This is a genomic window from Gemmatimonadota bacterium, assembly GCA_016713785.1.
Lineage (GTDB): Bacteria > Gemmatimonadota > Gemmatimonadetes > Gemmatimonadales > GWC2-71-9 > JADJOM01.
The window spans coordinates 1,735,674-1,761,583 of the sequence record JADJOM010000003.1 but is presented as its reverse complement, the minus strand read 5'-3'; the positions used below and the strand labels follow the sequence as shown (position 1 = coordinate 1,761,583).

25 protein-coding genes, 1 tRNA gene and 1 pseudogene are annotated in these 25,910 nt (G+C 72.5%); 18 read left to right on the top strand and 9 right to left on the bottom strand.

The features are described 5' to 3' along the window. Positions 1 to 55 precede the first annotated feature (55 nt). A tRNA-Ala gene (locus IPJ95_16025) sits at positions 56 to 128 on the bottom strand. A 267-nt stretch (positions 129 to 395) separates the two neighbouring features. Here IPJ95_16025 and IPJ95_16020 point away from each other — a divergent pair. The 6 genes from IPJ95_16020 to IPJ95_15995 all read left to right on the top strand — a co-directional run bounded on the left by IPJ95_16020 (position 396) and on the right by IPJ95_15995 (position 5,209). Then, positions 396 to 1,295 carry an RNA polymerase sigma factor RpoD/SigA gene (locus IPJ95_16020; GenBank protein ID MBK7925109.1) on the top strand — a complete coding sequence of 300 codons (900 nt, stop codon included), beginning with the start codon at positions 396 to 398 and terminating at the stop codon, positions 1,293 to 1,295. 103 nt (positions 1,296 to 1,398) lie between these two features. Then, positions 1,399 to 2,148: an ABC transporter permease gene (locus tag IPJ95_16015; GenBank protein ID MBK7925108.1), complete on the top strand. Its 750-nt coding sequence runs from the start codon at positions 1,399 to 1,401 to the stop codon at positions 2,146 to 2,148. A 7-nt stretch (positions 2,149 to 2,155) separates the two neighbouring features. Beyond that, positions 2,156 to 2,917 (top strand): ATP-binding cassette domain-containing protein, encoded by a 762-nt coding sequence (locus tag IPJ95_16010; GenBank protein MBK7925107.1) that lies wholly within the window; start codon positions 2,156 to 2,158, stop codon positions 2,915 to 2,917. Then, on the top strand, positions 2,914 to 3,918 hold the full coding sequence (locus IPJ95_16005) for an MCE family protein (GenBank protein MBK7925106.1): 1,005 nt from the start codon (positions 2,914 to 2,916) through the stop codon (positions 3,916 to 3,918). Before IPJ95_16010 ends, IPJ95_16005 begins: the two co-directional genes overlap by 4 nt. Then, the gene (locus tag IPJ95_16000; GenBank protein MBK7925105.1) at positions 3,918 to 4,436 is read left to right on the top strand and encodes an NUDIX hydrolase; all 519 of its coding nucleotides are present in this window, start codon (positions 3,918 to 3,920) and stop codon (positions 4,434 to 4,436) included. The genes IPJ95_16005 and IPJ95_16000 overlap by 1 nt, the downstream gene beginning before the upstream one ends. Continuing rightward, the gene (locus IPJ95_15995) at positions 4,436 to 5,209 is read left to right on the top strand and encodes a helix-turn-helix transcriptional regulator (GenBank protein MBK7925104.1); all 774 of its coding nucleotides are present in this window, start codon (positions 4,436 to 4,438) and stop codon (positions 5,207 to 5,209) included. Before IPJ95_16000 ends, IPJ95_15995 begins: the two co-directional genes overlap by 1 nt. A 7-nt stretch (positions 5,210 to 5,216) precedes the next feature. Here IPJ95_15995 and IPJ95_15990 read toward each other — a convergent pair whose 3' ends face one another. After that, positions 5,217 to 6,971, bottom strand: a complete 1,755-nt coding sequence (locus IPJ95_15990; protein MBK7925103.1) for a chloride channel protein — start codon at positions 6,969 to 6,971, stop codon at positions 5,217 to 5,219. Between the two features lie 99 nt (positions 6,972 to 7,070). On the opposite strand from IPJ95_15990, the gene IPJ95_15985 reads away from it, so the two are divergent. The 7 genes from IPJ95_15985 to IPJ95_15955 all read left to right on the top strand — a co-directional run bounded on the left by IPJ95_15985 (position 7,071) and on the right by IPJ95_15955 (position 13,078). Continuing rightward, on the top strand, positions 7,071 to 8,648 hold the full coding sequence (locus tag IPJ95_15985; protein MBK7925102.1) for a F0F1 ATP synthase subunit alpha: 1,578 nt from the start codon (positions 7,071 to 7,073) through the stop codon (positions 8,646 to 8,648). After that, on the top strand, positions 8,648 to 9,535 hold the full coding sequence (gene atpG, locus IPJ95_15980) for an ATP synthase F1 subunit gamma (protein MBK7925101.1): 888 nt from the start codon (positions 8,648 to 8,650) through the stop codon (positions 9,533 to 9,535). Before IPJ95_15985 ends, atpG begins: the two co-directional genes overlap by 1 nt. A 101-nt stretch (positions 9,536 to 9,636) precedes the next feature. Then, entirely contained in the window at positions 9,637 to 11,049 is a 1,413-nt protein-coding gene (gene atpD, locus IPJ95_15975) for a F0F1 ATP synthase subunit beta (GenBank protein ID MBK7925100.1), read from the top strand. Continuing rightward, positions 11,049 to 11,297, top strand: coding sequence for a F0F1 ATP synthase subunit epsilon (locus IPJ95_15970; protein ID MBK7925099.1), 249 nt, complete (start codon positions 11,049 to 11,051; stop codon positions 11,295 to 11,297). The genes atpD and IPJ95_15970 overlap by 1 nt, the downstream gene beginning before the upstream one ends. A gap of 3 nt (positions 11,298 to 11,300) precedes the next feature. Then, positions 11,301 to 11,909, top strand: a complete 609-nt coding sequence (locus tag IPJ95_15965) for a hypothetical protein (protein MBK7925098.1) — start codon at positions 11,301 to 11,303, stop codon at positions 11,907 to 11,909. Positions 11,910 to 12,056: 147 nt separating this feature from the next. Further along, on the top strand, positions 12,057 to 12,713 hold the full coding sequence (locus tag IPJ95_15960) for a hypothetical protein (protein ID MBK7925097.1): 657 nt from the start codon (positions 12,057 to 12,059) through the stop codon (positions 12,711 to 12,713). After that, a complete protein-coding gene (locus IPJ95_15955; GenBank protein MBK7925096.1) occupies positions 12,713 to 13,078 on the top strand; it encodes a hypothetical protein in 366 nt (121 codons plus the stop codon). Before IPJ95_15960 ends, IPJ95_15955 begins: the two co-directional genes overlap by 1 nt. Positions 13,079 to 13,099: 21 nt before the next feature. On the opposite strand, the gene IPJ95_15950 is transcribed toward IPJ95_15955, so the two are convergent. Next, on the bottom strand, positions 13,100 to 14,395 hold the full coding sequence (locus tag IPJ95_15950) for a hypothetical protein (GenBank protein ID MBK7925095.1): 1,296 nt from the start codon (positions 14,393 to 14,395) through the stop codon (positions 13,100 to 13,102). 309 nt (positions 14,396 to 14,704) lie between these two features. On the opposite strand from IPJ95_15950, the gene IPJ95_15945 reads away from it, so the two are divergent. Continuing rightward, positions 14,705 to 15,430, top strand: coding sequence for a CPBP family intramembrane metalloprotease (locus IPJ95_15945; GenBank protein ID MBK7925094.1), 726 nt, complete (start codon positions 14,705 to 14,707; stop codon positions 15,428 to 15,430). An 18-nt stretch (positions 15,431 to 15,448) separates the two neighbouring features. Here the strand turns inward: IPJ95_15945 and IPJ95_15940 are convergent, their stop codons facing one another. Both IPJ95_15940 and IPJ95_15935 read right to left on the bottom strand, forming a co-directional pair. Beyond that, positions 15,449 to 16,120: a DsbA family protein gene (locus IPJ95_15940; GenBank protein MBK7925093.1), complete on the bottom strand. Its 672-nt coding sequence runs from the start codon at positions 16,118 to 16,120 to the stop codon at positions 15,449 to 15,451. 62 nt (positions 16,121 to 16,182) lie between these two features. Then, a complete protein-coding gene (locus IPJ95_15935; protein ID MBK7925092.1) occupies positions 16,183 to 16,923 on the bottom strand; it encodes a hypothetical protein in 741 nt (246 codons plus the stop codon). A 139-nt stretch (positions 16,924 to 17,062) separates the two neighbouring features. Here IPJ95_15935 and IPJ95_15930 point away from each other — a divergent pair, with 139 nt between their 5' ends. The 4 genes from IPJ95_15930 to IPJ95_15915 are packed head-to-tail and all read left to right on the top strand — an operon-like array spanning position 17,063 to position 20,853. Further along, positions 17,063 to 17,806 carry a TPM domain-containing protein gene (locus IPJ95_15930; protein ID MBK7925091.1) on the top strand — a complete coding sequence of 248 codons (744 nt, stop codon included), beginning with the start codon at positions 17,063 to 17,065 and terminating at the stop codon, positions 17,804 to 17,806. Then, complete coding sequence (locus IPJ95_15925) at positions 17,807 to 18,526, top strand: nucleotidyltransferase domain-containing protein (GenBank protein ID MBK7925090.1); 720 nt, start codon at positions 17,807 to 17,809, stop codon at positions 18,524 to 18,526. Next, positions 18,523 to 19,092: a LemA family protein gene (locus IPJ95_15920; protein MBK7925089.1), complete on the top strand. Its 570-nt coding sequence runs from the start codon at positions 18,523 to 18,525 to the stop codon at positions 19,090 to 19,092. The genes IPJ95_15925 and IPJ95_15920 overlap by 4 nt, the downstream gene beginning before the upstream one ends. Positions 19,093 to 19,095: 3 nt before the next feature. Continuing rightward, positions 19,096 to 20,853 (top strand): ABC transporter permease, encoded by a 1,758-nt coding sequence (locus IPJ95_15915; GenBank protein MBK7925088.1) that lies wholly within the window; start codon positions 19,096 to 19,098, stop codon positions 20,851 to 20,853. A 77-nt stretch (positions 20,854 to 20,930) separates the two neighbouring features. On the opposite strand, the gene IPJ95_15910 is transcribed toward IPJ95_15915, so the two are convergent. The 4 genes and pseudogenes from IPJ95_15910 to IPJ95_15895 form a co-directional block, all read right to left on the bottom strand. Continuing rightward, the gene (locus IPJ95_15910) at positions 20,931 to 21,782 is read right to left on the bottom strand and encodes a M23 family metallopeptidase (protein ID MBK7925087.1); all 852 of its coding nucleotides are present in this window, start codon (positions 21,780 to 21,782) and stop codon (positions 20,931 to 20,933) included. 230 nt (positions 21,783 to 22,012) lie between these two features. Next, the gene (locus IPJ95_15905) at positions 22,013 to 23,533 is read right to left on the bottom strand and encodes a methionine--tRNA ligase (GenBank protein MBK7925086.1); all 1,521 of its coding nucleotides are present in this window, start codon (positions 23,531 to 23,533) and stop codon (positions 22,013 to 22,015) included. Positions 23,534 to 24,034: 501 nt separating this feature from the next. Then, positions 24,035 to 24,946 (bottom strand): annotated as a pseudogene (locus IPJ95_15900) (hypothetical protein). Next, positions 24,946 to 25,908, bottom strand: coding sequence for an acetyl-CoA carboxylase carboxyltransferase subunit alpha (locus IPJ95_15895; protein ID MBK7925085.1), 963 nt, complete (start codon positions 25,906 to 25,908; stop codon positions 24,946 to 24,948). Before IPJ95_15895 ends, IPJ95_15900 begins: the two are co-directional and overlap by 1 nt. Between the last annotated feature and the right edge of the window lie 2 nt (positions 25,909 to 25,910).

Genomic DNA, 25,910 nt, shown 5'->3' with positions numbered 1-25,910 from the left:
GCCGATGATGGGCGAGGGAGGGGGAGCACCGATCCGGGGCCAGCGGGGCGCAGAGTGGAGGCGAGGGGGATCGAACCCCTGACCTCGTGAATGCCATTCACGCGCTCTCCCAACTGAGCTACGCCCCCATTATATTTGCGCGCCCGCTGGCCCCCGGATCGGGAGCACGACAAGCTACTCGGCTGCCGCCGGGCATGTCAAGCGAGCGGGCCTACTTTCGTGGGGTCGGAGGGGTCTTCGCGGTGAAGAAGAAGAACGGGTCCAGCGCCAAGCCAGAGAAAGCCAAGGCCGCCAAGCCGGTCAAGGCCGCCGCCAAGCCCCGCAAGGCCAAGGAGGCCGCGGCCGAGCCCGCCCCGGTGCGCGAGCGCAAGCTCACCCCGGTGCAGCAGATCCTGGTGAACAACCAGCCCACCAAGAAGCCGCGCCGGGGCAAGCGGGAGACCTCGAAGACGCTCGGCGTCTACGATGCCGACCGCGACATCCTGGACCAGTACCTCTACGAGGTGAGCCAGACGCCGCTGCTCACCACGCCCCAGGAGATCGCCATCGCCCGGCTGGTGCGCGAGGGCGACCCCGAGGCCATGCAGGAGCTGGTCAAGCGCAACCTCCGCTTCGTCATCTCGGTGGCCAAGAAGTACCAGAACCGCGGCCTCCCGCTCACCGACCTGATCGGCGAGGGCAACGTCGGGCTGCTGACCGCCGCGCGGAAGTTCGATCCCGACCAGGGGGTCAAGTTCATCTCCTACGCGGTCTGGTGGATCCGGCAGGCCATCCTGGCCTCGCTGGCGCGCCAGGGCCGCACCGTGCGGGTGCCCCTCAACCGCACCGCCGACCTCTCGCGCATCGTGCGCACCGCCGAGGCGCTCCGGCAGGAGCTCCGCCGGGAGCCGACCCCCGAGGAGATCGCCAAGTCCACCGGGCTCTCGCTGGAGGTGGTGCAGTCGCTGGCCGCGCTCAACACCAGCGACGTGCGGCTCGACGCGCCCCTCGACCCCGATGGCGACCGCTCCCTCATCGAGCGCTTCATCGCCGACGACCAGTCCGACGCCGAGGAGCAGGCGATGGACCGGTTCCTCACCGACGAGATCGAGAACGCGCTCAACACCCTCCCGTCGCGCGATGCCAAGGTGCTGCGGCTGTACTTCGGCCTCGACGGCGGCCGCGAGCACACCCTCGAGGAGATCGGCGGGATGCTTGGCGTCACCCGCGAGCGGGTCCGCCAGCTGCGCGACCGTGCCCTCAAGCGGCTGCGCGAGGGTGACGTGGGCAAGGCGCTGGCCAGCTTCGCGGCCTAGGCCTGCGGCCTGCCGGGGCGGGGCCGTTCCGGTCCCGCCCCTCCGCCGTACCGACCCGCGCGTCCCCTTACGCATCGCGGCTCCCGCTCCTACCTTAGCCGGCGTGAATCAGGCCTCTTCCTCGCGTGCCCCCTGGGTGGCCCGGGTGGGCCGGTGGGGCATCGACAGCGCGCATGCGGTCGCCGACGTCCGGACCTGGGCACCCCACGTGCTGCCCCAGATGCGGCGCCTCGGCGTGGACTCCGTGCCCATCGCCCTGTTCATCGCGACCTTCACCGGCATCGTCCTGTCGCTCCTCTCCAAGTACATCTTCACCGGCGCCGTCCCCCTCTACTTCGTGGGCGCGCTGGTGGGGAAGACCATCATGATGGAGCTCGGCCCGGTGCTCACCGGGCTGGCCCTCGCCGGCCGGGTCGGCGCCAACATCGCCGCCGAAGTCGGGACCATGCGGGTCACCGAGCAGGTCGACGCGCTCGAGACCCTGGCCTACAACCCCAACAGCTACCTGGTGGTCCCCCGCGTGGTGGCGGGCATGCTGATGTTCCCGGTGGTCACCGCGCTGGCGGTGGCGCTCGGGGTCACGGCGGGGTGGATCACGGCCATCAACCTGCTCGACCTCTCCACCCTCGAGTTCGTGAAGGGGCTCCGCCTCTTCTACCGTTTCAAGGACATCTGGTTCGGCCTGATCAAGGCGGCGAGCTTCGGCGCGGCGGTGACGCTGGCCGGCTGCCTGATGGGGCTGGCCACCCGCGGCGGGGCGGAGGGGGTGGGCCGCAACACCACCCGGGCCGTGGTCATCGGGTGCGAGGCGATCCTGGTGCTCGACGCCTTCTGGGCGCTGGTGCTGCTGTGAGCCGGCCATGATCCGCTTCACCGACGTGCACAAGGCCTTCGGGGCCAAGGTGGTGCTGGAGGGGATGACGCTCGACATTCCCGACGGCCAGACCACGGTGATCATCGGCTTCTCCGGCACCGGCAAGAGCGTGGCGCTGAAGCACATCGTCGGGCTGCTGGCGCCCGACCAGGGCCAGGTGGAGGTGGACGGCGCGGTGGTGCACCAGCTGGGCGCGGAGGCGCTCTCGGCCCTCCGGGGCCAGGTGGGCTACGTCTTCCAGTTCGCGGCGCTGTTCGACTCCATGACCGTCGCGGACAACATCCGGATGGGGCTCACGCGGCGCGGCCTCGGCCCCGACGAGGTGGCCACCCGGGTGCGGGAGAGCCTGCGGCTGGTGGACCTGCCCGGGGCGGAGGAGCGGTTCCCGGCGGAGCTCTCGGGCGGCATGCGCAAGCGGGTCGGCATTGCCCGGGCGATCGCGCTCAGGCCGCGCTACATTCTCTACGATGAACCCACCACCGGCCTCGATCCCGTGACCAGCGCCGTGATCGACGAGCTGATGGTCCGCGCCCGGCAGGAGCTGGGCGTGACCAGCGTGGTGGTCACCCACGACATGCGCAGCGCCTACACCGTTGGAGACCGCATCGCGATGCTCTACCAGGGCCGGATCCGGCAGGTCGGGACCATCGAGGAGATCCGCCACACCGACGACCCGGTGGTGCGGAACTTCATCGAGGGGCGTCCCTCCGACCCGGACCGGCTGCTGCCGGCGGTGGCGGGCGCATGAAGGGGCGGAACGAGTTCCTCGTCGGGCTGGTGCTCCTCGTCACGCTGCTCGTGGTGGTGGGCGGGGCGCTGTGGCTGTCGGAGTCGGACATCGGGCAGCGGGAGTCGCTGCACGTGGCGCGGTTCCGCACCGTGGGCGGCCTCACCCCCGGCGCGCCGGTCACCTACCGCGGCGTGCGCGTGGGGCGGGTGGAGGCGATCCGGCTGGCCGACCAGTTCGTGGAGGCCGACCTCAAGGTGTACCTGGGCGTGGAGCTGCCGGCCAAGCCCGCGGTGATCGCGGCTTCGCAGAGCCTCTTCGGTGAATGGGGCGCCACGATCATCTCCCGGGACCAGCCCCAGGACGACCCGAACGTCCGGATCATGCTGGCCGAGACCGCGCGGCCCGGCGGCGACCGCTGGCCCGGGGCCACCCTCCCCGACGTGGGGCAGCTCACCGCCCAGGCCGGCCGCATCGCCACCGATATCGCCGCCGTGGCCGCGCGGGTGCAGGAGACCTTCGACTCGAGCGCGGTGGCGGAGCTGCGGCGGAGCATCCGCGACTTCGGCGAGATCGCCGACAAGCTGGTGCGCTTCACCGAGAGCCAGACGGGGCGGCTCAACCAGGTCACCAGCAACGTCGAGCGCACCTCCGACGCCGTGCTCAGCGCCTCCGGCCACCTGGAGAACACCCTGGCCCGGGTGGACTCGGCCACCGCCGACCACCAGCTGCAGGAGATCCTCGACAACGCCCGGAGCGGCTCCGGTGACCTCCGCGCCGCGTCGCAGGACCTCCGCGCCCTGCTCGCCACCGCGCGGGGCCAGGAGGCGAGCCTGGTGCGGACCCTGCTGGCGGCCGACTCCATCCTGACCGGGATCCAGTCGGGGCAGGGGACCATCGGCCTGCTGGCCAAGGACCCGGCCCTCTACAACGAGACGATCGAGACCATGCAGGAAATGCGGCGGCTCATCGCCGACATCCAGATGAATCCCCGGAAGTACTTCAAGTTCTCGGTGTTCTAGTGGCCAAGCCCAAGCGCAAGCCGGAACGCGAGGTCTCCGCCGGCGGCATCGTCTTCCGCCGCCAGCCCGATACCAGCGCCCGGTTCCTCCTGATCCGCGACCCCTACGAACACTGGGGCTTTCCCAAGGGACACCTCGAGGGCGAGGAGTCGCCGGCCGAGGCCGCCTTCCGCGAGACCGCGGAGGAGACCGGCCTCAGCGACCTGGTGATGCTCGGCCCGATCCGGATCATCGACTGGCACTTCCGCTTCCGCGGCCGGTACATCCACAAGTACTGCCACTTCTTCCTGTTCGAGAGCGCCGCCGCCGACGTGGTCCCGCAGCAGGACGAGGGGATCACCGACTTCCGGTGGCTGGAGCTCGAGGCCGCGCTGGAGCAGCTGTCGTATGACAACGCGCGCGGCGTGCTCAAGCGCGCCGGGGAGATGGCCCGGACCCTGGTGGCCATGGGGCAGGGCCGGCCCCGGCGGCCCGCCGACGCCGCCCCGCCCGCGCCGCCGGCCACCGCGGGCAGCTGATGCCGGTCGTCGCCGCGCTCACCGGCGGCGCGGAAGCCGCCCAGGCGCTGCGCCGGAGCCTCCCGCCCGCCTCGCCCTGGACGGTGACGGCGTGCCGCACCGTCCCCCAGCTGCGCCAGCTCTTCGCCACCCGCCTCGTGGACGCGGTGATCTTCTCGCCGGTGGCCACGCCGCCGGCCGACCTCGCCCCGCTCCGCACGGCGTTTCCCCAGGTGCCGTGGATCGCGTTCGCCCCCTTCCGGCCCGACGACGCGCCGCTGCTGCTCCGGCTGGCGGAGGGCGACGTGCGCCTGGTCCTGGTGGATGGGGTGGACAACGCGGTGGCCGGCGACCTCGTGGTCCGGCACTCGGCGGCCGCGGAGCGGGAGGTGGCGCTGCGTGACGCGGTGCGGGTGCTGCGCCTGACGGAGACCCTGCAGCAGCAGGTCTGGCAGGCGCTGCTGGCCCGGGTGGACCAGCCGCTGCGCACCGCGGAGATCGCCCGGACGCTGGGCTGCTCGCGGGAGCACCTGTCGCGGCAGTTCGGCGCCGGCGGTGCGCCGAACCTCAAGCGGGTGATCGACCTGACGCGGATCGCCTGCGCGGCGGACCTGCTCCGCAATCCGGGGTACGACGTGGCCACCGTGGCCCGGATCCTCCGCTTTGCCACCCCGAGCCACCTCTCCGCCACCGCGCGGCGGATCGCGGGGGTGGCGAGCCGGGGCCTGGCCCCCCTGGGGCCCCGGGGCGTGCTGGCCAGCTTTGCCCGGGGCAAGACCCGGAGCCGGGTGTAGCCTGCCCTCAGGCGCGGGCCCGCTCGTACGCCGCGAACACCTCCCGCCGCCCGATCGCGCCCAGCACCACCCCGGTGGCGGGATCCACCACCGGCAGCAGGGCCGCACTCCCCTCGGAGAGCCGCCGGAGCGTGGTCAGCAGGGTGTCGGCGGGCACCACGCTGGAGCCCGCGGGGCTGGCCACCGTGGCGATGGGTCCGGCGAGTTCCTCCTGGGGGCGGCGGCTCGCGCGGCGCCAGTCCACCACCGTGAGCATCCCGGTGAGATGGCCCCGGGCGTCGACCAGCGGAAACTCGAGCTGGCTGCTGCCCTCCACCTGCGCCAGCGCCAGCCCGGCGGGCAGCGTGTCCAGCAGGACGGTCGCGTCCCGGCTCATCGCTTCAGCCACCCGAAGGCGTGACAGCAGTCCCTCGTCGGTCCCGTGGGCAATGTGCACCCCGCGCCGTGCCAGCCACTCCGTGTACACCGATTCCGGGTTCAGGCCGCGCGCCACCACCAGGGCCAGGGCCGCCGAGAGCAACAGGGGAAGGATCAGGCCCCAGTCACCGGAGAGTTCGAGCACGATGAAGATCGCGGTGAGCGGGGCGTGCGCGCTGCCGGCCACCAGCGCCGCCATGCCGAGGAGGGCGAACGCCGGCAGGGAACCGGCCGGGGCCAGGCCGGAGGCGATGGCCAGCTGGCCCAGCGCGGCCCCGGCCAGGCCGCCGGTGACCAGCGCCGGGGCGAAGAGCCCACCCACCTCCGCCGCGGCCACGCACAGCCCCGTGATGATCATCTTGGTCAGGGCCGCGAGCAGGAGCCAGCCCGCCGCATGCCCCGCGAGTGGCGTGAGGGCAAATGCGCCGACCCCGAGGCGATCGCTGCCGAACAGCGCGTAGGCACCGGCCACGGCGCCGGCGGCGAGCAGCAGCCGGAGCGCCATCGGCATGCGGCGCAGGGCGTCCCGACAGCCCCAGATGATGCGGGAATAGCCGGCGCCGAGGGCGCCGCCGCCGATGCCGACCAGGGCACTCAGCCAGAGGGCGGGGAGCAGCCCCGTGCCGAGGCCCGCCGGCACCCCGATGAGGGCGTGTCCCGGGGGCATGAAGTTGTGCGAGACGGCCGCCGCCGTGGCGCTGGCAACAATCACCGGGGTGAGGCTCGTGGGGGCCAGGCCGCCCAGGATCTTCTCGGTGGCAAAGAACAGCCCCGCGATCGGTGCCCCGAATGCGCCGCTGATGCCGGCGGCGGCCCCGCAGCCGACCAGGAGCCGGAGCCGTTCCGGCCCCAGGCCGAGCCACCGTCCCCAGGTGCTGGCGGTGCCGGCGCCCAGGACGGCCACCGGTCCCTCGGCCCCGATCGAGCCCCCGGTACCGAGGATGATGGCGGAGGCCACCGTCTTGGCGAGGATGGGTCGCTCGGGCAGGTCGCCGTCGCCGCGGGCCACGACACGCATGAGGTCGGGGACGTTCTCGCCCGGCGAGTCGTGGGCCCCATACCGGACCAGCAGGCGGGCGAGGGTCAGGCCCAGCAGCACGATCCCCGCCTGGACGGCGTAGTCGGCGAGGGGGAGCCGGGTGGTGACGGCGGCGGCGAGGTCGGCGGCGAGGGCCAGGAGGCGGTAGAACCCGACGATGGCGCCACCGGCCAGCAGGCCGGTGGCGGCCGAGACGAGCACGACCAGGGCGGTCTCGCCCAGGCCAAGGCGGTGCCACAGGCGGGGGAGGGCCGTCCCCAGCCGGAGCAGGTGGAGGCGAGCGGAGGTGTGGATCGGGTGGCCCATGGCCGAGTATAGTACAGCCGGACGGTTGCTTGGAGCGCGACCTTGTGATAGTTTTCACAAGCTAGGCCGGAACCTTCATCATCTACAACCCCGAGTGATATGGCGACCGAATCCGTACTCCGTCCGGGCGAGCTCAAGGATGTGCTGCTCCGGGAGATCGAGAAGGCCGACCTGGCGTCGGTCGACGTCAATGAAGTCGGCACGGTGCTCGAGGTGCGCGACGGCGTGGCCCGCATCTACGGCCTGACCAAGGCGGTGGCCGGGGAGATGCTGGAGTTCACCGCGACCGAGACCGGCGACACGGTGACGGGGATGGCGCTCAACCTCGAGGCGGACAACGTCGGCGCGGTGGTGCTGGGCGACTACCTGAAGCTCAAGGAAGGCGACGAGGTGCGCTGCACCGGCCGCCTGCTCGAGGTGCCGGTGGGGCCGGGGATGCTGGGCCGGGTGGTGAATGCGCTGGGGCAGCCGGTGGACGGCCGGGGCCCGATCGCGGCCAAGGGGGCGCGGGCGGTGGAGATGGTGGCGCCGGGCATCATCGTGCGGCAGCCGGTGAAGGAGCCGCTGCAGACGGGCATCAAGGCGATCGACGCCATGATCCCGATCGGGCGCGGCCAGCGGGAGCTGATCATCGGCGACCGCGGCACCGGCAAGACCGCCATCGCGGTCGACACGATCATCAACCAGAAGGGCACCGGCGTCGTCTGCGTGTACGTGGCGATCGGCCAGAAGCGCTCGACGGTGGCCACGGTGGTGGAGAAGCTCAAGGAGCACGGCGCGATGGAGTACACCATCGTGGTCGTGGCCAGCGCCTCCGACCCGGCGCCGCTGCAGTACATCGCCCCCTACTCCGGCTGCGCGATCGCCGAGTACTTCATGTACGAGGAGGGGAAGGCCACCCTCTGCGTGTACGACGACCTCTCCAAGCAGGCCGCGGCGTACCGCCAGCTGTCGCTGATCCTGCGCCGCCCGCCGGGGCGCGAGGCCTACCCGGGCGACGTGTTCTACCTGCACAGCCGGCTGCTGGAGCGGGCGGCCAAGATCTCCGAGGACCCGAACGTGGTGAAGCTGGACGGCCGCATCAAGACGCCGGGCGGCTCGCTCACCGCGCTCCCGATCATCGAGACCCAGGCCGGCGACGTCTCGGCGTACATCCCGACCAACGTCATCTCGATCACCGATGGGCAGATCTTCCTCACCACCGACCTGTTCTACTCGAACGTGCGGCCGGCGGTGGACGCGGGCATCAGCGTGAGCCGGGTGGGCGGCAACGCCCAGATCAAGGCGATGAAGCAGGTGGCCGGCCCGCTGCGGCTCTCGCTGGCGCAGTACCGCGAGCTCGAGGCGTTCGCCCAGTTCGGCTCCGAACTCGACGCCGCGACCCAGCGGCAGCTGGCCCGCGGCGCGCGCACGGTGGAGGTCCTCAAGCAGCCGCAGTACGCGCCGGTGCCGGTCGAGAAGCAGGTGGCGATCATCTACACGGTGGTCAACGGCTTCCTCGACGACGTGGACGTGAAGCACATCCGCAAGTGGGAGGCGGATTTCATCAGCTACCTCGAGTCGGCGCACGCCGGCATCCTCGAGGGGCTCCGGACCAAGAAGGCGCTGGACGACGACCTCACGGCCCGGCTCAAGGCCGCGATCGCGGCGTTCAAGCCGATGTTCAAGGCCGAGTAATGGCGAAGGCCTCGAAGGCGCTCCGCGGGCGGATGCGCTCGGTCCAGAACACGCGGAAGATCACGCGGACGATGGAGCTGGTGTCCACGTCCAAGCTCAAGCGGGCCCAGGACCGGGTGGTGGCCGCGCGGCCGTACGCGGCGGCGCTGGCCGAGGTCATCGCGGACCTGGTCACCCCGGAGCTGGCCGAACGGTTCCCGCTGCTGCGGCGCCCGGCGCCGCCGGCCAAGGGCGGTCCCCGGCGGGCGGCGGTGCTGCTGGTGACCAGCAACCGCGGCCTCTGCGGCGGGTTCAACGCCAACCTGATCAAGGAAGCCCGCAAGCGGGTGGCGGCGCTGGAGGCGCAGGGCTACGAGGTCGAGCTGCACCTGGTGGGCCGCAAGGCCATCGGGTTCTTCAAGTACATCGGCCGGGCCATGGCCACCCAGCGCATGGACATCGGCGACAAGCCGACCGCCCAGCACGCGGTGGAGCTGGTGGCCCCGCTGATCGCGGACTACGAGGCGGGGCGGCTGGCCAGCGTGGACGTGGTGTACGCCCGGTTCGTGTCGCCCATCTCCACGCCGCCCACCACCCTGGGCGTGCTCCCGGTGAGCACCCCGGCGGCGCAGAAGGGCGGGGTCCGGGCCGATTACATCCTCAAGCCCGGCGCCGACCAGATCCTCGCCGAGCTGCTGCCGCTCTACGTCCGCAACCAGGTGTACCGCGGGCTGGTGGAGACGGCGGCGGCGGAACACGGCGCCCGGCGGACGGCGATGAAGAACGCCACCGACAACGCCGGCGACATCTACGAGATCCTCAAGCGCACCTACAACCGCCAGCGGCAGGCCGCGATCACGCAGGAGATCGCGGAGATCGTGGGCGGGGCGGCGGCGCTGGAGGGGTAGTCGGGAGCGACGGGAGCGGCAGCAGGCTGGGACGCGCGCACGCCCGTGCGCGGCAACAGGCGACCTCGATAAGGATCGATGCGACAATGGCGACGGCGACCATGAAGAACGTTGGCAAGGTAGTCCAGGTGATCGGCCCGGTGCTCGACGTCGAGTTCGAGCCCGCCCACCTGCCCGAGATCTACAACGCGCTGGTCATCGAGGACGCGAGCGGTCCGCTCCCGATCCGGCTGACGGCCGAGGTGCAGCAGCACATCGGGCAGAACCAAGTCCGGGCGGTGGCGATGTCGACCACCGACGGCGTGGTCCGCGGCATGTCCGTGACCGACACCGGCGCGGCGATCTCGGTGCCGGTGGGCAGCGCGGCGCTGGGGCGCATCCTCAACGTGCTGGGCGAGCCGGTCGACGGCGGCGCCCCGATCCCGGCCTCCAACGAGCGCTGGCCGATCCACCGCGAGACCCCGAAGTTCGTCGACCTCGAGCCCAAGACCACGATCTTCGAGACCGGCATCAAGGTCATCGACCTGATCGCGCCGTTCGTGAAGGGCGGCAAGATCGGCCTCTTCGGCGGCGCCGGCGTGGGCAAGACGGTCGTGATCATGGAGCTGATCAACAACGTGGCCAAGGGCCACGGCGGCAAGTCGGTATTCTGCGGCGTGGGCGAGCGCACCCGCGAGGGCAACGACCTCTACCTCGAGATGGAGGAGAGCGGCGTCATCAAGAGCTGCGCCCTCATCTACGGCCAGATGAACGAGCCGCCGGGCGCCCGGCTGCGGGTGGGGCTGTCGGGCCTGACCGTCGCCGAGTACTTCCGCGACGTCGAGGGCCAGGACGTGCTGCTGTTCGTCGACAACATCTTCCGCTTCACCCAGGCCGGCTCCGAGGTCTCCGCGCTGCTCGGCCGGATGCCCTCCGCCGTGGGCTACCAGCCCACCCTGGCCACCGAGATGGGCGACCTGCAGGAGCGCATCACCTCGACCAAGAAGGGCTCGATCACCTCGGTGCAGGCCATCTACGTGCCCGCCGACGACCTGACCGACCCCGCGCCGGCCACCGCGTTCGCGCACCTCGACGCCACGGTGGTGCTCTCCCGCGCCATCTCGGAACTCGGCATCTACCCCGCGGTCGATCCGCTCGACAGCTCCAGCCGCATCCTCGACCCGCAGTACATCGGCGAGCGGCACTACAACGTGGCCATCGGCGTGCAGCGCACCCTGCAGAAGTACAAGAGCCTGCAGGACATCATCGCCATCCTCGGCATGGACGAGCTCTCCGAGGACGACAAGCTGGTCGTGGCCCGGGCCCGCCGCATCCAGCGCTTCCTGTCCCAGCCCTTCTTCGTGGCCCAGCAGTTCACCGGCTTCGAGGGCAAGTACGTCAAGCTGGCCGACACCATCGAGAGCTTCGAGCGGGTGCTTTCCGGCGAGTTCGACGACCTGCCGGAGCAGGCGTTCTACATGGTCGGCGGGATCGAAGAAGCGGTCGAGAAGGCCAAGAAGCTGGCGAGCGCGTGATGCGGGTCACGGTGATCTCGCCCGAGTCCGCCATCTTCGACGGCGAGGCCGACGCGGTGACGGCGCCGGCCTACGACGGCCAGGTCGGCATCCTGCCCCGGCATGCGCCGTTCATGACGCTGCTCGGGCGCGGCCCGCTGGTGGTCAAGGCCGGTGAGACCATCCACCGGTTCCGGGTGCAGGGTGGGTTCCTTCAGGCGGTCAACAACACCGTCCGCGTGGTCGCGGAACAGGTCAAAGGAGAGTAACGCATGCGTCGGATGATCTTCAGTGCGGTCCTGCTCGCCGCGCTCGGCACGACGGCCGTCGAGGCCCAGACCCTCGCCACCCCCGTCATGAAGAGCCCGTACACCTCGTTCAAGCACACCGAGCTCGGGGCCTACATCTCCGACCCGGGCGAGGCGTTCAGCGTCGGGCTGCAGGGCGAGTACCGCATGGCGCGCAAGAAGTTCGACTTCGGCTTCGGGCTCGGCTACCTCGACACCAAGGGCAACGGCAAGAGCGTCTTCGCGCTGGGCGTCGATGCCCGCGCCCCGATCGCGCGCCACACCCGGGACTTCCCGCTCGACGCCGCGCTCACCGGCGGGTTCGGCACCCTCATCTCCGACGGCAAGACCGGCTTCCTGATCCCGGTCGGCGTCACGGTCGGCCGCCAGGTGCTGCTCGAGGAGTCGAACATCAGCTTCACCCCGTACGTGAACCCGGTGGTGGCCCCGACCTTCGGCGAGCTGCTCGATGACGTGCAGTTCGGCATCGGCCTCGGGGTCGATATCGCCCTTACCAAGACCTTCGACATCCGGGTGAGCGGCTCCCTCGGCGACCTCGAGGGCATCGCCATCGGCGCCGCCTGGCATCGGTAGACGGCTCGGCCGTCGGCCGCAGGTGACGCGAGGGGCTCCCCCGACCGGGGGGGCCCCTCGTTCCCTTCTGGACCGGTGCAATTGACTTATCCCCATGCGGGACGGTAGCTTGCGGCGCTTTTCCACCACGGCCGTCCTGGAGGTGTCATGCTGCGTAACGCTGTCCGATCTCTCGCCCTGCTCGGGGCGATCCTCGTCCTGGCGCGGCCCGTCGCGGCCCAGGTGACCGGGCTGCCGGTCCGCAACGCCGGCGTCACCGGCGGGCTCACGATCGGCGCCGAGATCGGCTTCCCGGACGCCGATTACGGCAAGGGCACCGCGTTCGGCGCCCGGGGCGCGCTCGGGCTCGGCCCCCTCGGGGTGAGCGCCGTGGCGTCCCGCTGGAATCCCAAGGGCCCCGCCGACGCCCAGACGGCGGTCGGCGGCTACCTGAGCCTCAAGGTGTTCGGCGGCCCGCTGATCCCGCTCTCGGTGACCCTGCAGGGCGGCGCCGAGTACAGCAGCAACAGCGGCGTGAAGGGCGTGCACGCGCCGATCAGCCTCGGCATCGCGCTCAAGATCCCGAACCCCGCGCTGGCCATCAAGCCGTGGATCGCGCCCCGGCTCGACGTCTTCCGGGTGAGCGGGACCGGCATCAACAGCGACACCGAATCCAACTTCGGCCTCAGCGGCGGCGTGGACTTCAGCCTGCTCGGCGGGCTGGGCTTCGGGCTGGCGTATGACCGGACCTGGGCGGGGAACAGCGTGAATCCCTCGGTGCTCAGCGCCGGCGTCAACTACTCGATCAAGGTCCCGGGCCTCTGATGCGCGCCCGGCTCAGGATCGTGCCGCTCCTCGCGGCGGCGCTGTTGTGGTCCGGCTGCTCGATGACGCTCGACGCCACCCGGCTCGGCGTGCCCGCGACGCTGGCCAGCTCGGCCAGCACCCCGGCGGTCGGCGATTCGTTCAGCGTCACCAGTCACGCGGTGTACGGGCTGTGGGGCGCGGTCAAGTTCTCCGAGCCCTCGCTCAAGAAGGCGCTCGCGGCCCAGCTGGCCGGCGGGCAGGAAGTGGCCGACGTGCGGGTCCGGGTACGCAGCCGGCTGAGCGACATCCTGATCACCGGGCTCACGCTCGGCCTCATCGTGCCGCGGTCGGTCACGGTCGAGGGCGTCGTCGTCACGAAGTAGCGCCGGCTCCCACCGAGGCCGTCAGGGGCGGGCCTCCGGCCCGCCCCGCGTCGCATCCCCCATCAACCGTTCCACCAGGGCCGCCGAGCGGTCGGCGGCGCCACGGCCCGTGGCCACGCACTCGCGGGCGCTGGCGCCCGCGCGGCGGCACCACTCCGGGTCGGTGAGCCAGGTGGCCCACCACGCCTCGAGGACCGCCGCGGTGCGGCGCCGGGGCAGCCACTCCAGGGCGCCGACCTCGTTGAGCCGGACGGCATCGGGGCTGCGGCGGCCTTCGGCGCCCACCAGGATCGGCACGCCCGCCGCCGCCGGCTCCAGCACGGAGTGCAGCCCGGCCCCGCCGAGCCCGCCCCCGACGTAGGCGATCCGGCCCAACCCGTACAGCAGGGCCAGGCCCCCGACACTCTCCACCACGCGCACCGGCGCCGCCGCATCGGCGGGACCGAACGCGGGCACCTCACCGAGGCCGGCGGCACGGGCACGTGCCCGCAGGCCGGCCAGGTGGCCGGGCGTCGGCTCATGGGGCACAAGGAGGAGCCGGGCCGCCGGCTGCAGCTCGCGCACCGAGCGGAAGGCGGTGAGGAGCACGGCTTCGTCCTCGGGCCAGGTGGAACCCGCCACGAGGGTGCAGGGCTCCGGGCGGGGTGCCGGGCCGCGTTCCAGGCGTTCGAGCACCGCGTCGGCGCGGGGGTCGCCGGTGACCACGAGGGCCTCGTCCCGGGCGCCGAGGGCACGGAGCCGCGCGGCGTCGTCCGCGGTGATGGCGCCGACGGCGTCGAGCGACCGCAGCGCCCGGGTCAGCAGGGGGCGCGCCGGCCAGCGGAGCCGTCGGCTCCACGGCGGAATCGTCGCCGCGAGCAGGCCAAGGCGGATGCCCCGGGCCGCCGCCGAGTCGAGGAGCTCCGGCCACAGCTCGGCGCGGGACAGGACGATGGCGGTGGGGCGCAGCTGGTCGAGCAGGGCGCTGACGTCGCGCGGCGTGTCCCAGGGGAGCAGGCCGCTCTGGTCGGCACCGAGCGCCGCGGCCACCAGCAGGCCCGAGGGGCTGAAGCAGGTGACGGCGAGCTGCCAGCCGGGGTGGCGGGCGCGGAGGCGGAGCACCACCGGCTCCACCTGGCGCAGCTCGCCCGCGGAGGCGCCATGCACCAGCAGGAGCGGGCGGGCGGGGTCGCGGTGCTCGGCGCTCCAGCGCGCGAGGCGGTCCGCGCCCTCCCGTCGGCCCGCGAGGCCGGCGGCGAGCTTGGGCGACCAGCGCGCGGCGAGGGGCGCCAGGGACGCGACCGCGCGGATCGCAAGACGGTATGGTAACGGCGTCACGGCGGGGCGGGCCCGTCTTGCGTGCGCGCCGCGTGTTTCCTAGGTTGCATCGTCCGCCCGATGTTTCACCCGTTGAGAGGAGGTGATCCATTGTCTAGTGACAGTTGCATCCATGGCTCGAACAGGGCAAGCGATCGCCTGGTGAGCTGCTGATTCCTGGTGGGCCGGGCATGCCCGGCCGCAGATCCCCCGGGATCGCCTCGAGTCCGATGCACCCGTGAGGGCGGAGCCGATGCTCCGCCCTCACCGCTTTCCGCCATCCTCGCCGCCCCCTTCCGGCCGGCCGCTCCGCCCGCTTACGATACGGCCATGGCCTCCTACTGGCGCGACACCCGCGCACCCCGCTACAGCCTGCTGTTCGCGCTGCCGCTGCTGGCCCTCTACGAGCTGCTGGCCCGGCTGGTGACGGCCGACAGCGGCATCCGCAACGGCGCCGACGTGCTGCTCAAGAGCCTCTTCCTGCTGCTCGGCGGGCAGCACGGGCTGACGCTGTTCGCCGCGGTGGTGCTGGGGACGGGGCTGGTCCTGGTGATCCGCGACTGGCGCAAGAGCGGCGCCCCGGCCGGGGGCTGGTTCCTCGGCATGTTCGCGGAATCCGCCCTGTACGCCGCCTGCTTCGGCGGGATCACGAGCCTCCTCACCGGGCTGCTGCTGCGCGGCCCGGCGGCCCTCGCGCTGGTGCAGGGGAAGGACCTGGGACTGCCGACGGAGCTGGTGGTGTCGCTGGGCGCCGGCATCTACGAGGAGCTGCTGTTCCGGGTGGTGCTGGTGGGGCTGCTGGCCCGGCTCGCGCTGGCGGGCTTCGGGTGGCGTCCCTGGGTGGCCGGCGTGTTCGCCACGGTGGTGGGCGCCGCGATCTTCTCGGCCTTCCACTACATCGGGCCGCTGGGCGACACGCTGGAACTCCGCTCGTTCACCTTCCGGCTGGTGGCCGGCCTGCTGCTCTCGGGGCTGTTCCTGGCGCGGGGCTTCGGCATCGCCGCCTGGACCCACGCGCTGTACGACGTGTTCCTGACCCTGCGCGGCGGTTTCTAGGCCGCGCGGTCCCGTGCCCTAGCGGGTGCCGGCGCGCTCGGTGTAGAGCGAGTCGAGCACCTGCTTGTAGACCGCAAACGGCATGGCGCCGCGGAGCAGGCCCGCCCCCTCGATGTACACCGTCGGCGTGCTCTCCACCCCCGACTTGGCCGCCCCCTCCGCCTCCGCCTGGACCAGCGCGCGCATCTCGCCGTTCTGCAGGCAGGGGAGGATGTCGTCCCTGGGGATGGCGGCGCTGTCGGCCAGGGAGAGCAGGAACGGCACCGGGTCCTTGAGCGGCGCCCACTTGCCCTGGTAGGTGAAGAGGAGGTCGTGCGCCGGCCAGAACTTGTCGAGCTTGGCGGCACACATGGCGAATTCCGAGGCCGCGAGGGCGTTGGGGTGGATCTGGGTGAGCGGGAAGTTGAGGAAGATCCAGCGGACCTTGCCCGTGGTGATGTACTCGCGCTCGATGGCCGGGAAGGTCTCCACCGCCTGCCGGCGGCAGAAGGGGCACTGGAAGTCGGAGAGTTCGTAGATGGTGATGGGCGCGCTGGCCGCGCCGCGGGTCCGCTGGGTGATCAGCGGATCCCCCTGGCGGTAGGCGGCGGGCCGGGCGCCGGGCGCCCCGGTCCACGCCTGCCAGCCGAGGACGGTGGCCAGTCCCACGGCGCAGGCGGTGAGGGTGATGGACTTGCGCGAGACGCCCACGGGTTCTCCCTTGCTGTAGTTCCGAGCCGCCGAGCCGCCGAGCCGCCGAGCCGCCGAGCCGCCTAGTACCGCGGTACCCGCCGGCCGCTGGCGCGATCGAGCACCAGGCGCTCCCCGGTGACCTTCACATTCCAGTACCACTCGCTGTTGGGGTCCCAGGTATCCCAGGAGCGGGCGTAGACCCACCAGTCGCCGCTGGAGAGGCGCAGCGTGGCCCGGCCGTCGGCGCCGGTGCTGTCGCCGAAGGGCTCGCGGCCCAGGCCGGTGCCGAGCGACTTGGTGAGGCTGTCGTACGCCCGGTAGGCGCTATCTTTCCAGCGGCCCATCTGGCCGCGCAAGCTGTCGATAGCGGGGCCGTAGTCGTTGCGGGCCACCGCGAGCTTCTGCTGGGCGGCGTCCCGGCGGCGGAGCAGCGGGGCCAGGCTGTCGGAGCCGGCCGCGAAGGCGCGGTAGAGCGAGTCGTAGGCGGGACCCTCGCGCGACAGGGTATCGAGCCGGGCCTTGAGCTGGGCCAGCCGCGCCTGCTCACGCTGCGCGTGGTAGGCGGCGCTGGCGTAGGTCATGAACGGGGCGCGGTAGAGCTGAAACAGGCTGTCGAGCTGGCGCGTAATCGCGCTCGGCCGCGGGTGGGCCGCTTCAAGGAGGGCGAGCACGCTGTCACGATCGTACGGCAGGGCCACGAATCCCAGGTGCGCCACGGGGGCGTCCACGGAATCAGGACCGGGAATGGCCACTTCGAGCTGGACCTCGCGGCCGCCGCAGGCGGCCAGGCCGAGGAGCAGGACAATCGCACGAGGGGACACGGGCGGCGCACTCCGGCAATGGACGCGGAAAGCTACCTGCCTGCTCGGGCTCCTACAACTCGTCCCGGCGCTGCTTGCCGCACAGGGCGAGCGGCTCGCCGCGCTGTTTCCCGCCCGCCCCGCCGGCTACCTCACCGACGTGGCCGGGATCGTGGGGGGCGGGGAGGCCGTGGAGATCGCGGACTGGGCGGAGCGGCTGCGCTCGGCCACGGGGGCCGAGCTGGCGGTGGTGACCCTGCCGACGATCGGGGACGCGGCGCCGTCCGACGTGGCGCTGGCCATCGGGCGGAGCTGGGGCGTCGGCGCCCAGGGCGAGGCGGGCGACTCGGCCAAGAACGCCGGGATCGTGCTGCTGCTGGTGCCGCAGCAGAACCACCAGCCGGGCACCGGCCGGCTGTGGATCGCCACGGGGCGCGGCATCGAGGGCATCATCACCGACGCCATCGCCGGGCGGATCACCGACCTCATGGTGCCGGCGCTGCAGCAGGAGCAGTATGGCCCGGCGCTCGCGCTCGGCGCGCGGGCCATCGCGGCCACCGTGGCCAAGGGGTTCGGGGTCTCGGACTCCGCCCTGGTGAACGCCGATCCCTTCCGGGGCGGCAATGGCGGCGAGGCCGAGAGCCCCTTCGCGGGGATCCTGGTCGTCATCGTGATCATCGTGGTGCTCACGATCATCGCCCAGAACAGCGGCGGGGGCCGCGGGGGCCGCGGGGGGCGGCGCCCGCGCTACGGCGGCACCAGCATCGGCTGGGGCGGCGGTGGCGGCAGCTGGGGTGGGGGCTGGGGTGGCGGGGGCGGCTTCGGTGGCGGGGGTGGCGGCGGGTTCGGGGGATTCGGGGGCGGGGGCGGGTTCAGCGGCGGCGGCGCCGGAAGGAGCTTCTAGATGACGCAGGTACAGCCTCTCCTCGACCGGTTCCTCGCCGACTTCGACCGGCTGGGACTCGACGACGCGAGCGTGGTGCTGCACGGGTCCGCCGCGCGCGGCCAGCACGTCCCGGGCTTCTCCGACGTGAACCTCCTGCTGGTGCTGCCGGCGCTTCCCACCGCCACCCTCGAGGCGCTCCGGCCGCTGCTCCGCTGGTGGAAGGTCGAGGCCCGCTCGGTACCGCTGCTGCTCACCGGGGCGGAGTGGGGCCGCGCGGCCGACGCCTACCCTCTCGAGATCGCCGAGATGCGCACCGGCTACCGGGTGCTCCGGGGCACCGATCCGCTGGCCGGCCTGGAGGTGCGCCCGGCGGACCTGCGCCAGGCGCTGGAGCGCGAGTTCCGGGGCAAGCTGCTGCGGCTACGGCAGGTGTACGCGCTCCTGGGGGATGACGCGCCGGCCCTCGGCGACGTGGTGCGGCAGAGCATCCCGGCGATCCTGCTGCTCTGTCGCGGGCTGCTGGTGCTCGCCGGCCAGACCCCGCCGGGCGATCCGGTGGAGCTGGTGAACCAGGCGGGCCGGGTGGCGGGCTTCGCGGGGCCGGCGGTGGCGCGCATCGTCACCCGCCGGGGGCAGGAGGGCTGGGCATGCAGCCCGGAGGATCTTCGCGGGTACCTCGCCGCCGTGGAGACGGCGGCGGGTTTCGTGGACCACTTTCAGATCGGAGAACGCCAATGACGCGGTCGCTTCGGGTGCTCCTCATCGGGGCCCTCGCCCTCACCGCGAGTGGGTGCGGGTACAACCGGATCCAGACCATGGATGAATCGGTGGGCAAGGCGCAGGGGCAGATCCAGGCCCAGCTGCAACGCCGTGCGGACCTCATCCCCAACCTCGTCGCCACCGTGAAGGGCTACGCCCAGCACGAGGAGTCGATCTTCACCGAGGTGGCCAACGCCCGGGCGCGGCTCAACACCTCGCTGCAGGGCGGCAACCTCGAGGACATGGCGGCCGCCAACCAGGCCATGAACGCGCCGCTGGGCCGGCTGCTGGCGATCGTGGAGTCCTACCCCCAGCTCAAGGCGGACGCCAACTTCCGCGCCCTGCAGGACGAGCTGACCGGGACGGAGAACCGGATCGCCACCGCGCGGCAGGATTACAACGACGCGGTGAACGGCTACAACAGCTTCATCCGCTCCTTCCCCTACAACCTCACCGCCAAGCTGTTCGGCGCCAGCGGCCCCAAGCCCTACTTCGAGGCCAAGGACGGCACCGACGCGCCGCCGCCCGTGAACTTCGGGAACTGAGCGGTGGGCGCCACCGCGCTGGCCCTGCTCCGGGCCTACCGCCGCACCGCGCTGCTGCTGGCCGCGGCGCTGGCGGTCGCGCTCGGGGCGGGGCTCCCGGTGGCGCTGGCCCGGGGCCGGCTGGTGGTCGACCCGTCCCGGGCGCCGCTCGAGGGCCTGGCCTGGAACTCCCCGGTCACCCCGCCGAACGCGCTGCGCCAGCAGGCGGTGGACGGGTTGTTCGGGGCGCTGTTCGGAGCGGCCGGCCTGGTGGTCGGGGTCGCGGCCCTGGCGCTCATCGCCCTGGCGGCGGCCCGGATGGCCCAGCGCGAGCGGGAGGTGGCGGTCCGGCGCGCCGTCGGGGCCTCGCGCCGGATGCTCCTGGGGGGCTTCCTCCTCGAGGGCGCCGCGATCGCCGCGGTGGGCGTCGCCGTGGGCCTGCCGCCCGGGGTGCTCCTCGCCCGCCGGCTGGTCGCCGCGTGGCCCGAGCAGACGGTGGCCGGCGGGTTCCTGCCCGCGGCGGTGTTCGCCGCGGTCCCCCTCGCGCTGATCGTCCTGGGCGCGCTCTTTCCGCTCTTCTTTGCCCGGCGGCCGGAAATCACCGAACCCGCCGACTCGGGCATCGCGCTCCGGATCCCGTCGCTCCTGCTGGGTCTCTCCCTGGCCACGCTCGCCACCGGCCTGCTCCTGACCCGCCACATGCGGTCGCTCATGGCCCGGGGCGGCACCGACGCCCCGGAGACCCGGGTCTACCGGCTGACCATGACCTCTGGCGACTTGGCGCGGCGCGGGGCGGCGCTCGACTCGGTGCTGACCCGCCTGGCCGCGACCCCGGGCGTCACCGCGCCGAGCCTGGTGCAGCCCGGGGCCCTGTTCGGGCTCGCGGCGGCGAGCATCGCGCGCGCCGATTGCGGCCCTTGCTGGCCGCACCGGTTCCGGCCCAGGCCGGCAGCGCACTACTACGTGAGCGCCGACAGCTTCGACGCGATGGGGGTGCGGCTGGTGGAGGGACGGGCGTTCACGGCCGCCGATCGCTATGCCGCCGAGCCGGTGGCGATCGTCAACGCGGCGTTCGCGCGGGAACAGTTCCTCGGCTCGGCGCTGGGCAAGGCCGTGATGGTGGGCGACGACCGCGACCGCTGGTACCGCGTCATCGGGGTGGCCGATGACCCGCCGCCCCGCGGCCTCGGCGCACGCCAGCGCCCCGACTACGCCGTGTACCTGAGCATCCTCCAGCACCCTCCGCAGGCGGTCGACCTGGTGGTCCCTGACGCCGCCGGCCTCGATGACGCCATCCGTGCCGCGCTCGCCCCGATCCCGGGGCTGCAGCTGGCCGGCGCGGCGCAGCCGGTGGCCGCCCTGCTGGCGGCGGAGCAGGCGCCATTGCGCTGGTTCGGGCCGGTGTTTTCCGGGCTGGGCGTGGCCATGCTCCTCCTGGCCACGGTGGGCACCTTTGCGCTCATCCGGCTCTGGGTGCTGTCACTCTCCGGCGAGATCGCGGTGTGGCGCGCGGTGGGGGCGCGACGGCGGCGGGTGCTGGCCCTCCTGCTGCGCCGGGCCGCCGGCGCGGGGCTCGGGGGCGTGCTGCTCGGTGCCTGGCTGGGACCGCTCTTCTGGGAGGCCTTCCGGCTCTGGCTGCCCGGGCTGGGGGGCTGGGAGGCGGGGCTGCTGCTGCCGGTGGCCACCCTGCTGCTGGGGGTGGCGGTGCTCGGGGCCTTCCTGCCGGCGCGGGAACTGCTCTCGCAGCCGCCGGTGGCGCTGTTCGGGGTGCACGAGGACTGACCCGCCGGGCGCCCGACGCGACGCGGGGTCCGGCCGATGGCCGGACCCCGCGTTGGCATGCCGGGGACGCGTGGCGGTCAGTCGACCACGACGTCGGGGAGCACGTAGCGGAGCGGGTCGACCGGCTTGCCATTGACGTGCACCTCGTAGTGCAGGTGCGGGCCGGTGGCGAGGCCGGTGTTGCCCACCTCGGCGATGACCTGGTTGCGCTTGACCCGCTGGCCGCGCTGCGCGAGGAGCTTGGAGCAGTGCGCAAAGCGGGTCACGATGCCGTAGCCGTGGTCCACCTCGATCACGTTGCCGTAACCGCTCACCCAGCCCGCGGAGACCACGGTGCCGCCGGCGGGCGCCTGGATCGGCGCGCCCATCGGGGCGGTGACGTCGATGCCCTCGTGCGGCCGGGCGATGTGCAGGATCGGATGCTCGCGCATCGACGTGAAGGCGCTGGAGAGCCAGCCCGCCGTCGGCATGATCGACGGCATGGCGGCCAGCCGGTCGCGATGGTGGGCCAGCGAATCGCTCGCCTCATCGAAGGAGGCGGCCAGCAGGTTGGCGCGCCGGATCAGCGCACCCAGGTCCACCCGGACCTCCGCGGCGCGGCGTCCCAGCGTCCCGTAGCGGTCCTGCCACTTGCCGGCGGAGTCGCGGCCGCGCGGGCCGCCGATGCCGGCCAGTTGCACCCCGGGGTCGTTGGGCTCGAGATTGGCGAGCAGGCGGATGCGCGCGTCGCGTTCGGCGATGGTGCGGAGGGTGTCGCTCAGGGTCGAGAGCTCACCATGCAGGTGGGTGAGTTCCTCGGCCAGGGCGGCGTTCTGCCGCTCCAGCTCCGCGCTGCGCCGCAGGTCCACCGACCGCGAGACCGCGCCGTAGCCCAGCAGCAGCGCCAGGAGGGCTACCACGGTGGCGATGCCGGTCGCGGCCTTCAGCACGCGCTGCGACACCTCGATCATTCTCGAGGCGCCGGAGCCCGGCGGCACGACAACCAGCGTCCATTTCCGTGGCGGCATACTGACACCCATTATCGACGGGATACCCCGTCGGTATGAAAGTCCCGTGCCTGAATGGGGGGCCCGGCCGATGGGCCGGGCGAGGGCGGGATAACATGCCCCTGGGTACCGGGGCCGTCAAGTGAGATTTGTCACGTACAACTCCTTGACTGTCAAGGAGTTGTAGGGGCAGGCCGGGGAAAGAGTCCTTCAGGCTTGCGTACCTGGGCGCCAACTCCCTGCGGTGCCTCAGCCTGCGCCCAGGATGCCGCAGGCGACGCGGATTGCCCGAGGTAGCCCCAGAGCTCCCCGGCCTTGGCGGGCATGAACGGGAAGACCAGGACGGCCAGGCGGAGCAGGCAGCCGGCCAGGGCATGGAGGGCATCGTCGAGTTCCCCGTCCTTCCCCTGCTTGGCCAGGGCCCATGGGGCAGTCTGCACGATGTACTGGTTGGCTGCGGTGACCAGCTCCCAGGCGGCCTCGGCCCCGCCCCGGAGGTCCAGGGCGTCCATGGCGGCGCGGTACTGGGCGACCGCCTCCGCTCCCGCGGCATCGAGGCTGGTGGACTCCCCGGCCGGGACCCGGCCGCCGCGGTACTTCTCGATCATGGCCAGGGTGCGGCTCGCGAGGTTGCCGAGGCCATCGGCCAGGTCGGAGGTGTAGCGCTCATCGAAGCGCTCCCAGGTGAAGCTGCCATCGTTGGCAAACCCGACCTCGCGCAGCAGGAAGTAGCGCAGGGCATCGGGGCCGTGCCGGGTGATCGCGTCGCGCAGGTCGAGGCGCACCCCGGCGCTCTTGGAGAGCCGGTCGCCGCCGAAGTAGATGAACCCGTGGGCCCACACCCGGTCCGGCAGCGCCTCGCCGGCCGCGTGCAGCATGGCCGGCCAGATCACGCAGTGAAACCGGGTGATGTCCTTGCCGACGACGTGGAGCTGGGCCGGCCAGCTGGCGCCCGAGCCACTGAAGCGCGAGGCGGTCCAGTAGTTGGGAAGCGCGTCAAACCAGACGTAGGTGGTCTGCGCCTCACCATCGGTGGTGGGGCGGGGGAAGGGGACACCCCAGGTCACGCGGCTGCGGCTCGCGGAGACGTCCTCCAGGCCCTGGCGCAGCAGGCCCAGGATCTCGTTACGCCGGATCTCGGGCTGCACGAAGTCGGGGTTCCGCTCGAGCAGGTCCTCGAGGAAGCCCTGGTAGCGGCTCAGCCGGAAGAACCAGTTCCGTTCCTCGACGTCCTCGAGGACGCGCGTGGGGTGCAGCACGCACTTGCCGTCGACGATGTCGGCGTCGGTCTTGAAGGCCTCGCAGCCGACACAGTAGCGCCCCCGGTAGCGGCGCTCGTAGAAGTCGTCCGGGTTGCGGGCGAAGATCCGCTCGATCAGGTCGGTCACCCCGGCCTTGTGCTCGGCGGCGGTGGTGCGGATGAACTGGTCGTTGGAGATGCCGAGGTCGCGCCAGGTGGCGAGGAAGGTGGCGGCGATCTCGTCCGTGAGCGCCTGGGGGGACACGCCCCGGTCCTGGGCCACCTGCGCCACCTTCTGGCCGTGCTCGTCCATGCCGATGAGGAACCAGACCTCGTCGCCGCGGAGTCGGCGGTACCGGGCGATGGCGTCGGCGCCGATCTTCTCGAAGGCGTGCCCCATGTGGGGATCGCCGTTGGCGTAGTCGATGGCGGTGGTAATGAAGAAGCGCGCCACTCAGGCCTCGGGCGGGGTAGAGGGACCGGCGCTCTCGCCGGCGGGGCCGCGCCCGCCTCGCCGGCCGCGGCGGCGGCGGCGGGACTTGCGCGGCTGGTCGCCGGGTCCGCCCGCGGCGGGGTCGGCCTGGGGCTGAGCCGGCGCCGGTGCGGGCGCCGTCGGCGGCCGCGGGGCCGGGGGCGTGGCGGGGCGATCACCGCGGGGCGGTCGTCCAGGGGCCTCGCGGCCGGGGCGGCGCTCGGGGCGACCGGCACCGCGCTCCGGTGGGCGCTCCGACGGGCGCTCCGGTGGCCGCTCCCGCCGCCCTTCCGGGGCCGGCGGCCGCGGCTCGCCGCGGGGACGCTCGGGCCGGGGTCCGGAGGGCGCGCCGGGGCGTTCCCGCGCCTCTCGGCGGGGTGGCGGTGGCGCGGGCTGCGCGGCCAGGGCCTCGAGCGAGGGCGCGGTTTCCATCTCCTCGCGCAGCTGCAGCAGCGGGATGATGCGGGAGCCCTGCTCGTCGTGGCGGAGGAACACCCGCTCGCGGAAGATGTCCACGGCGATGACCTTCTCCCGGCCGCGGGCCGTGGCGATCGCCTTGCCCTCGCGCGGGAAGCGCTTGCGCGCCGCCACGTAGAACTCGTGCTCGTACTTGAGGCAGCAGAGCAGGCGGCCGCAGCCGCCGGAGATCTGGGTGGGGTTGAGCGAGAGGTGCTGGTCCTTGGCGAGGGCCAGGCTCACCGGGCTCAACTCGCCGAGCCAGGTGGAGCAGCAGTACTCGCGGCCGCAGCGGCCCACGCCACCCAGGCGCGCGGCTTCATCGCGGACGCCGATCTGGCGCAGCTCGATGCGGGTGCGGAAGATGCCGGCGAGGTCCCGCACCAGGGCGCGGAAGTCCACCCGCTTCTCGGCGGTGAAGAACACGGTGAGCTTGCTGCGGTCCCACTGCCACTCGAGGTCGCTCGCCTTCATCTCCAGCTTGTGGTGCCGGATCTTCTCGGCCACCTGCCGCCGGGCCTCCTCCTCCTGGCGACGGAGATCGTCGGCGGCACGGATCTCGTCCGGATTGGCGCGGCGGAGGACGGGGCGGAGGGTGGACGACTCGGCGGCTCGGCGGCTTGGCGGCTCGGCGGGCTCGGCGGGCTCGGCGGGTTCCGGTGCCTCGGAGGGAACCGGGTCGGCGCCGGGGAAGGCCTCGCCGGCCTCGCCGGTCGCGACGAGCGGGGTCTTGTCCGCGGTGCCGCGGTCGCAGCCGCCGCAGCTGGTGCCGCACTTGGCTTCGGCCGCCGCGCCGGCGGTGTGGACCCGTCCGAAATCCAGGCCCCGCTCCGCCTGCACGATCACCGCCTCGCTCAGGCGGAGCGGATCATGGGCGTCGGGCCACAGGAAGAAGTCCCGGCGGATCCCCTTGAAACGGACCTCGATGGTCTGCGGCATCACGCCTCGGAGTACGCGCCCATCGCCGCGAACTTGTCGGCGCGGCGGCGGACCAGCTTCTCCGGGCGGACCTTGCGCAGCTCGTTCACGTGGCGGATCAGCACCTCGCGCAGCGCCTCGCCGGTGGCCTCGGGGTCGAGGTGGGCGCCGCCGATCGGCTCGGGGATGATCTCGTCCACCAGCTTGGACTTGAGCAGGTCCTGCGCGGTGATCTTGAGGGCATCGGCCGCGCGCTCGCGCTGGCTGGCATCCTTCCACAGGATGGCGGCGCAGCCCTCGGGGGAGATCACCGAGTAGACCGAGTTCTCGAACATGAGGATCCGGTCGGCGGTGCCGAGCGCGAGGGCGCCGCCGGAGCCCCCCTCGCCGATCACCACGGCGACGATCGGGGTGGGGAGGGCGGCCATCTCGAGGATGTTCCGCGCGAGGGCCTCCGACTGGCCCCGCTCCTCAGCGCCCAGTCCAGGGTAGGCGCCGGGGGTGTCGATCAGCGTCACGACCGGCGCCCCGAACTTGGCCGCCAGCTTCATCAGGCGCAGCGCCTTGCGGTAGCCCTCGGGGTGGGCCATGCCGAAGTTGCGCTTGAGGTTCTCCTTCGTGTCGCGGCCCTTCTGGTGCCCGATGACCATGACCGAGGTGCCGGCCAGGCGGGCCCAGCCGCCGACGATCGCGGGGTCGTCGCGGAAGAGCCGGTCGCCGTGGAGCTCGATGAAGTCGGTGAAGATCGTGCTCAGGTAGTCGAGCGTGTAGGGGCGGCGCGGATGGCGCGCCACCTGCACCCGCTGGATGGGGGAGAGGTTGTGGTAGATCTCCGACCGGAGCGTGTTGAGCCGGACCTGGAGCAGCCGCGCCTCCTCGGAGACGTCGATCTGTCGCTCCTCACCCAGCTTCTGCAGGTCCTCGATCTGCCGCTCCAGCTCCTGCAGCGGCTTCTCGAAATCCAGCGAGTAGTTCGATGCCATGA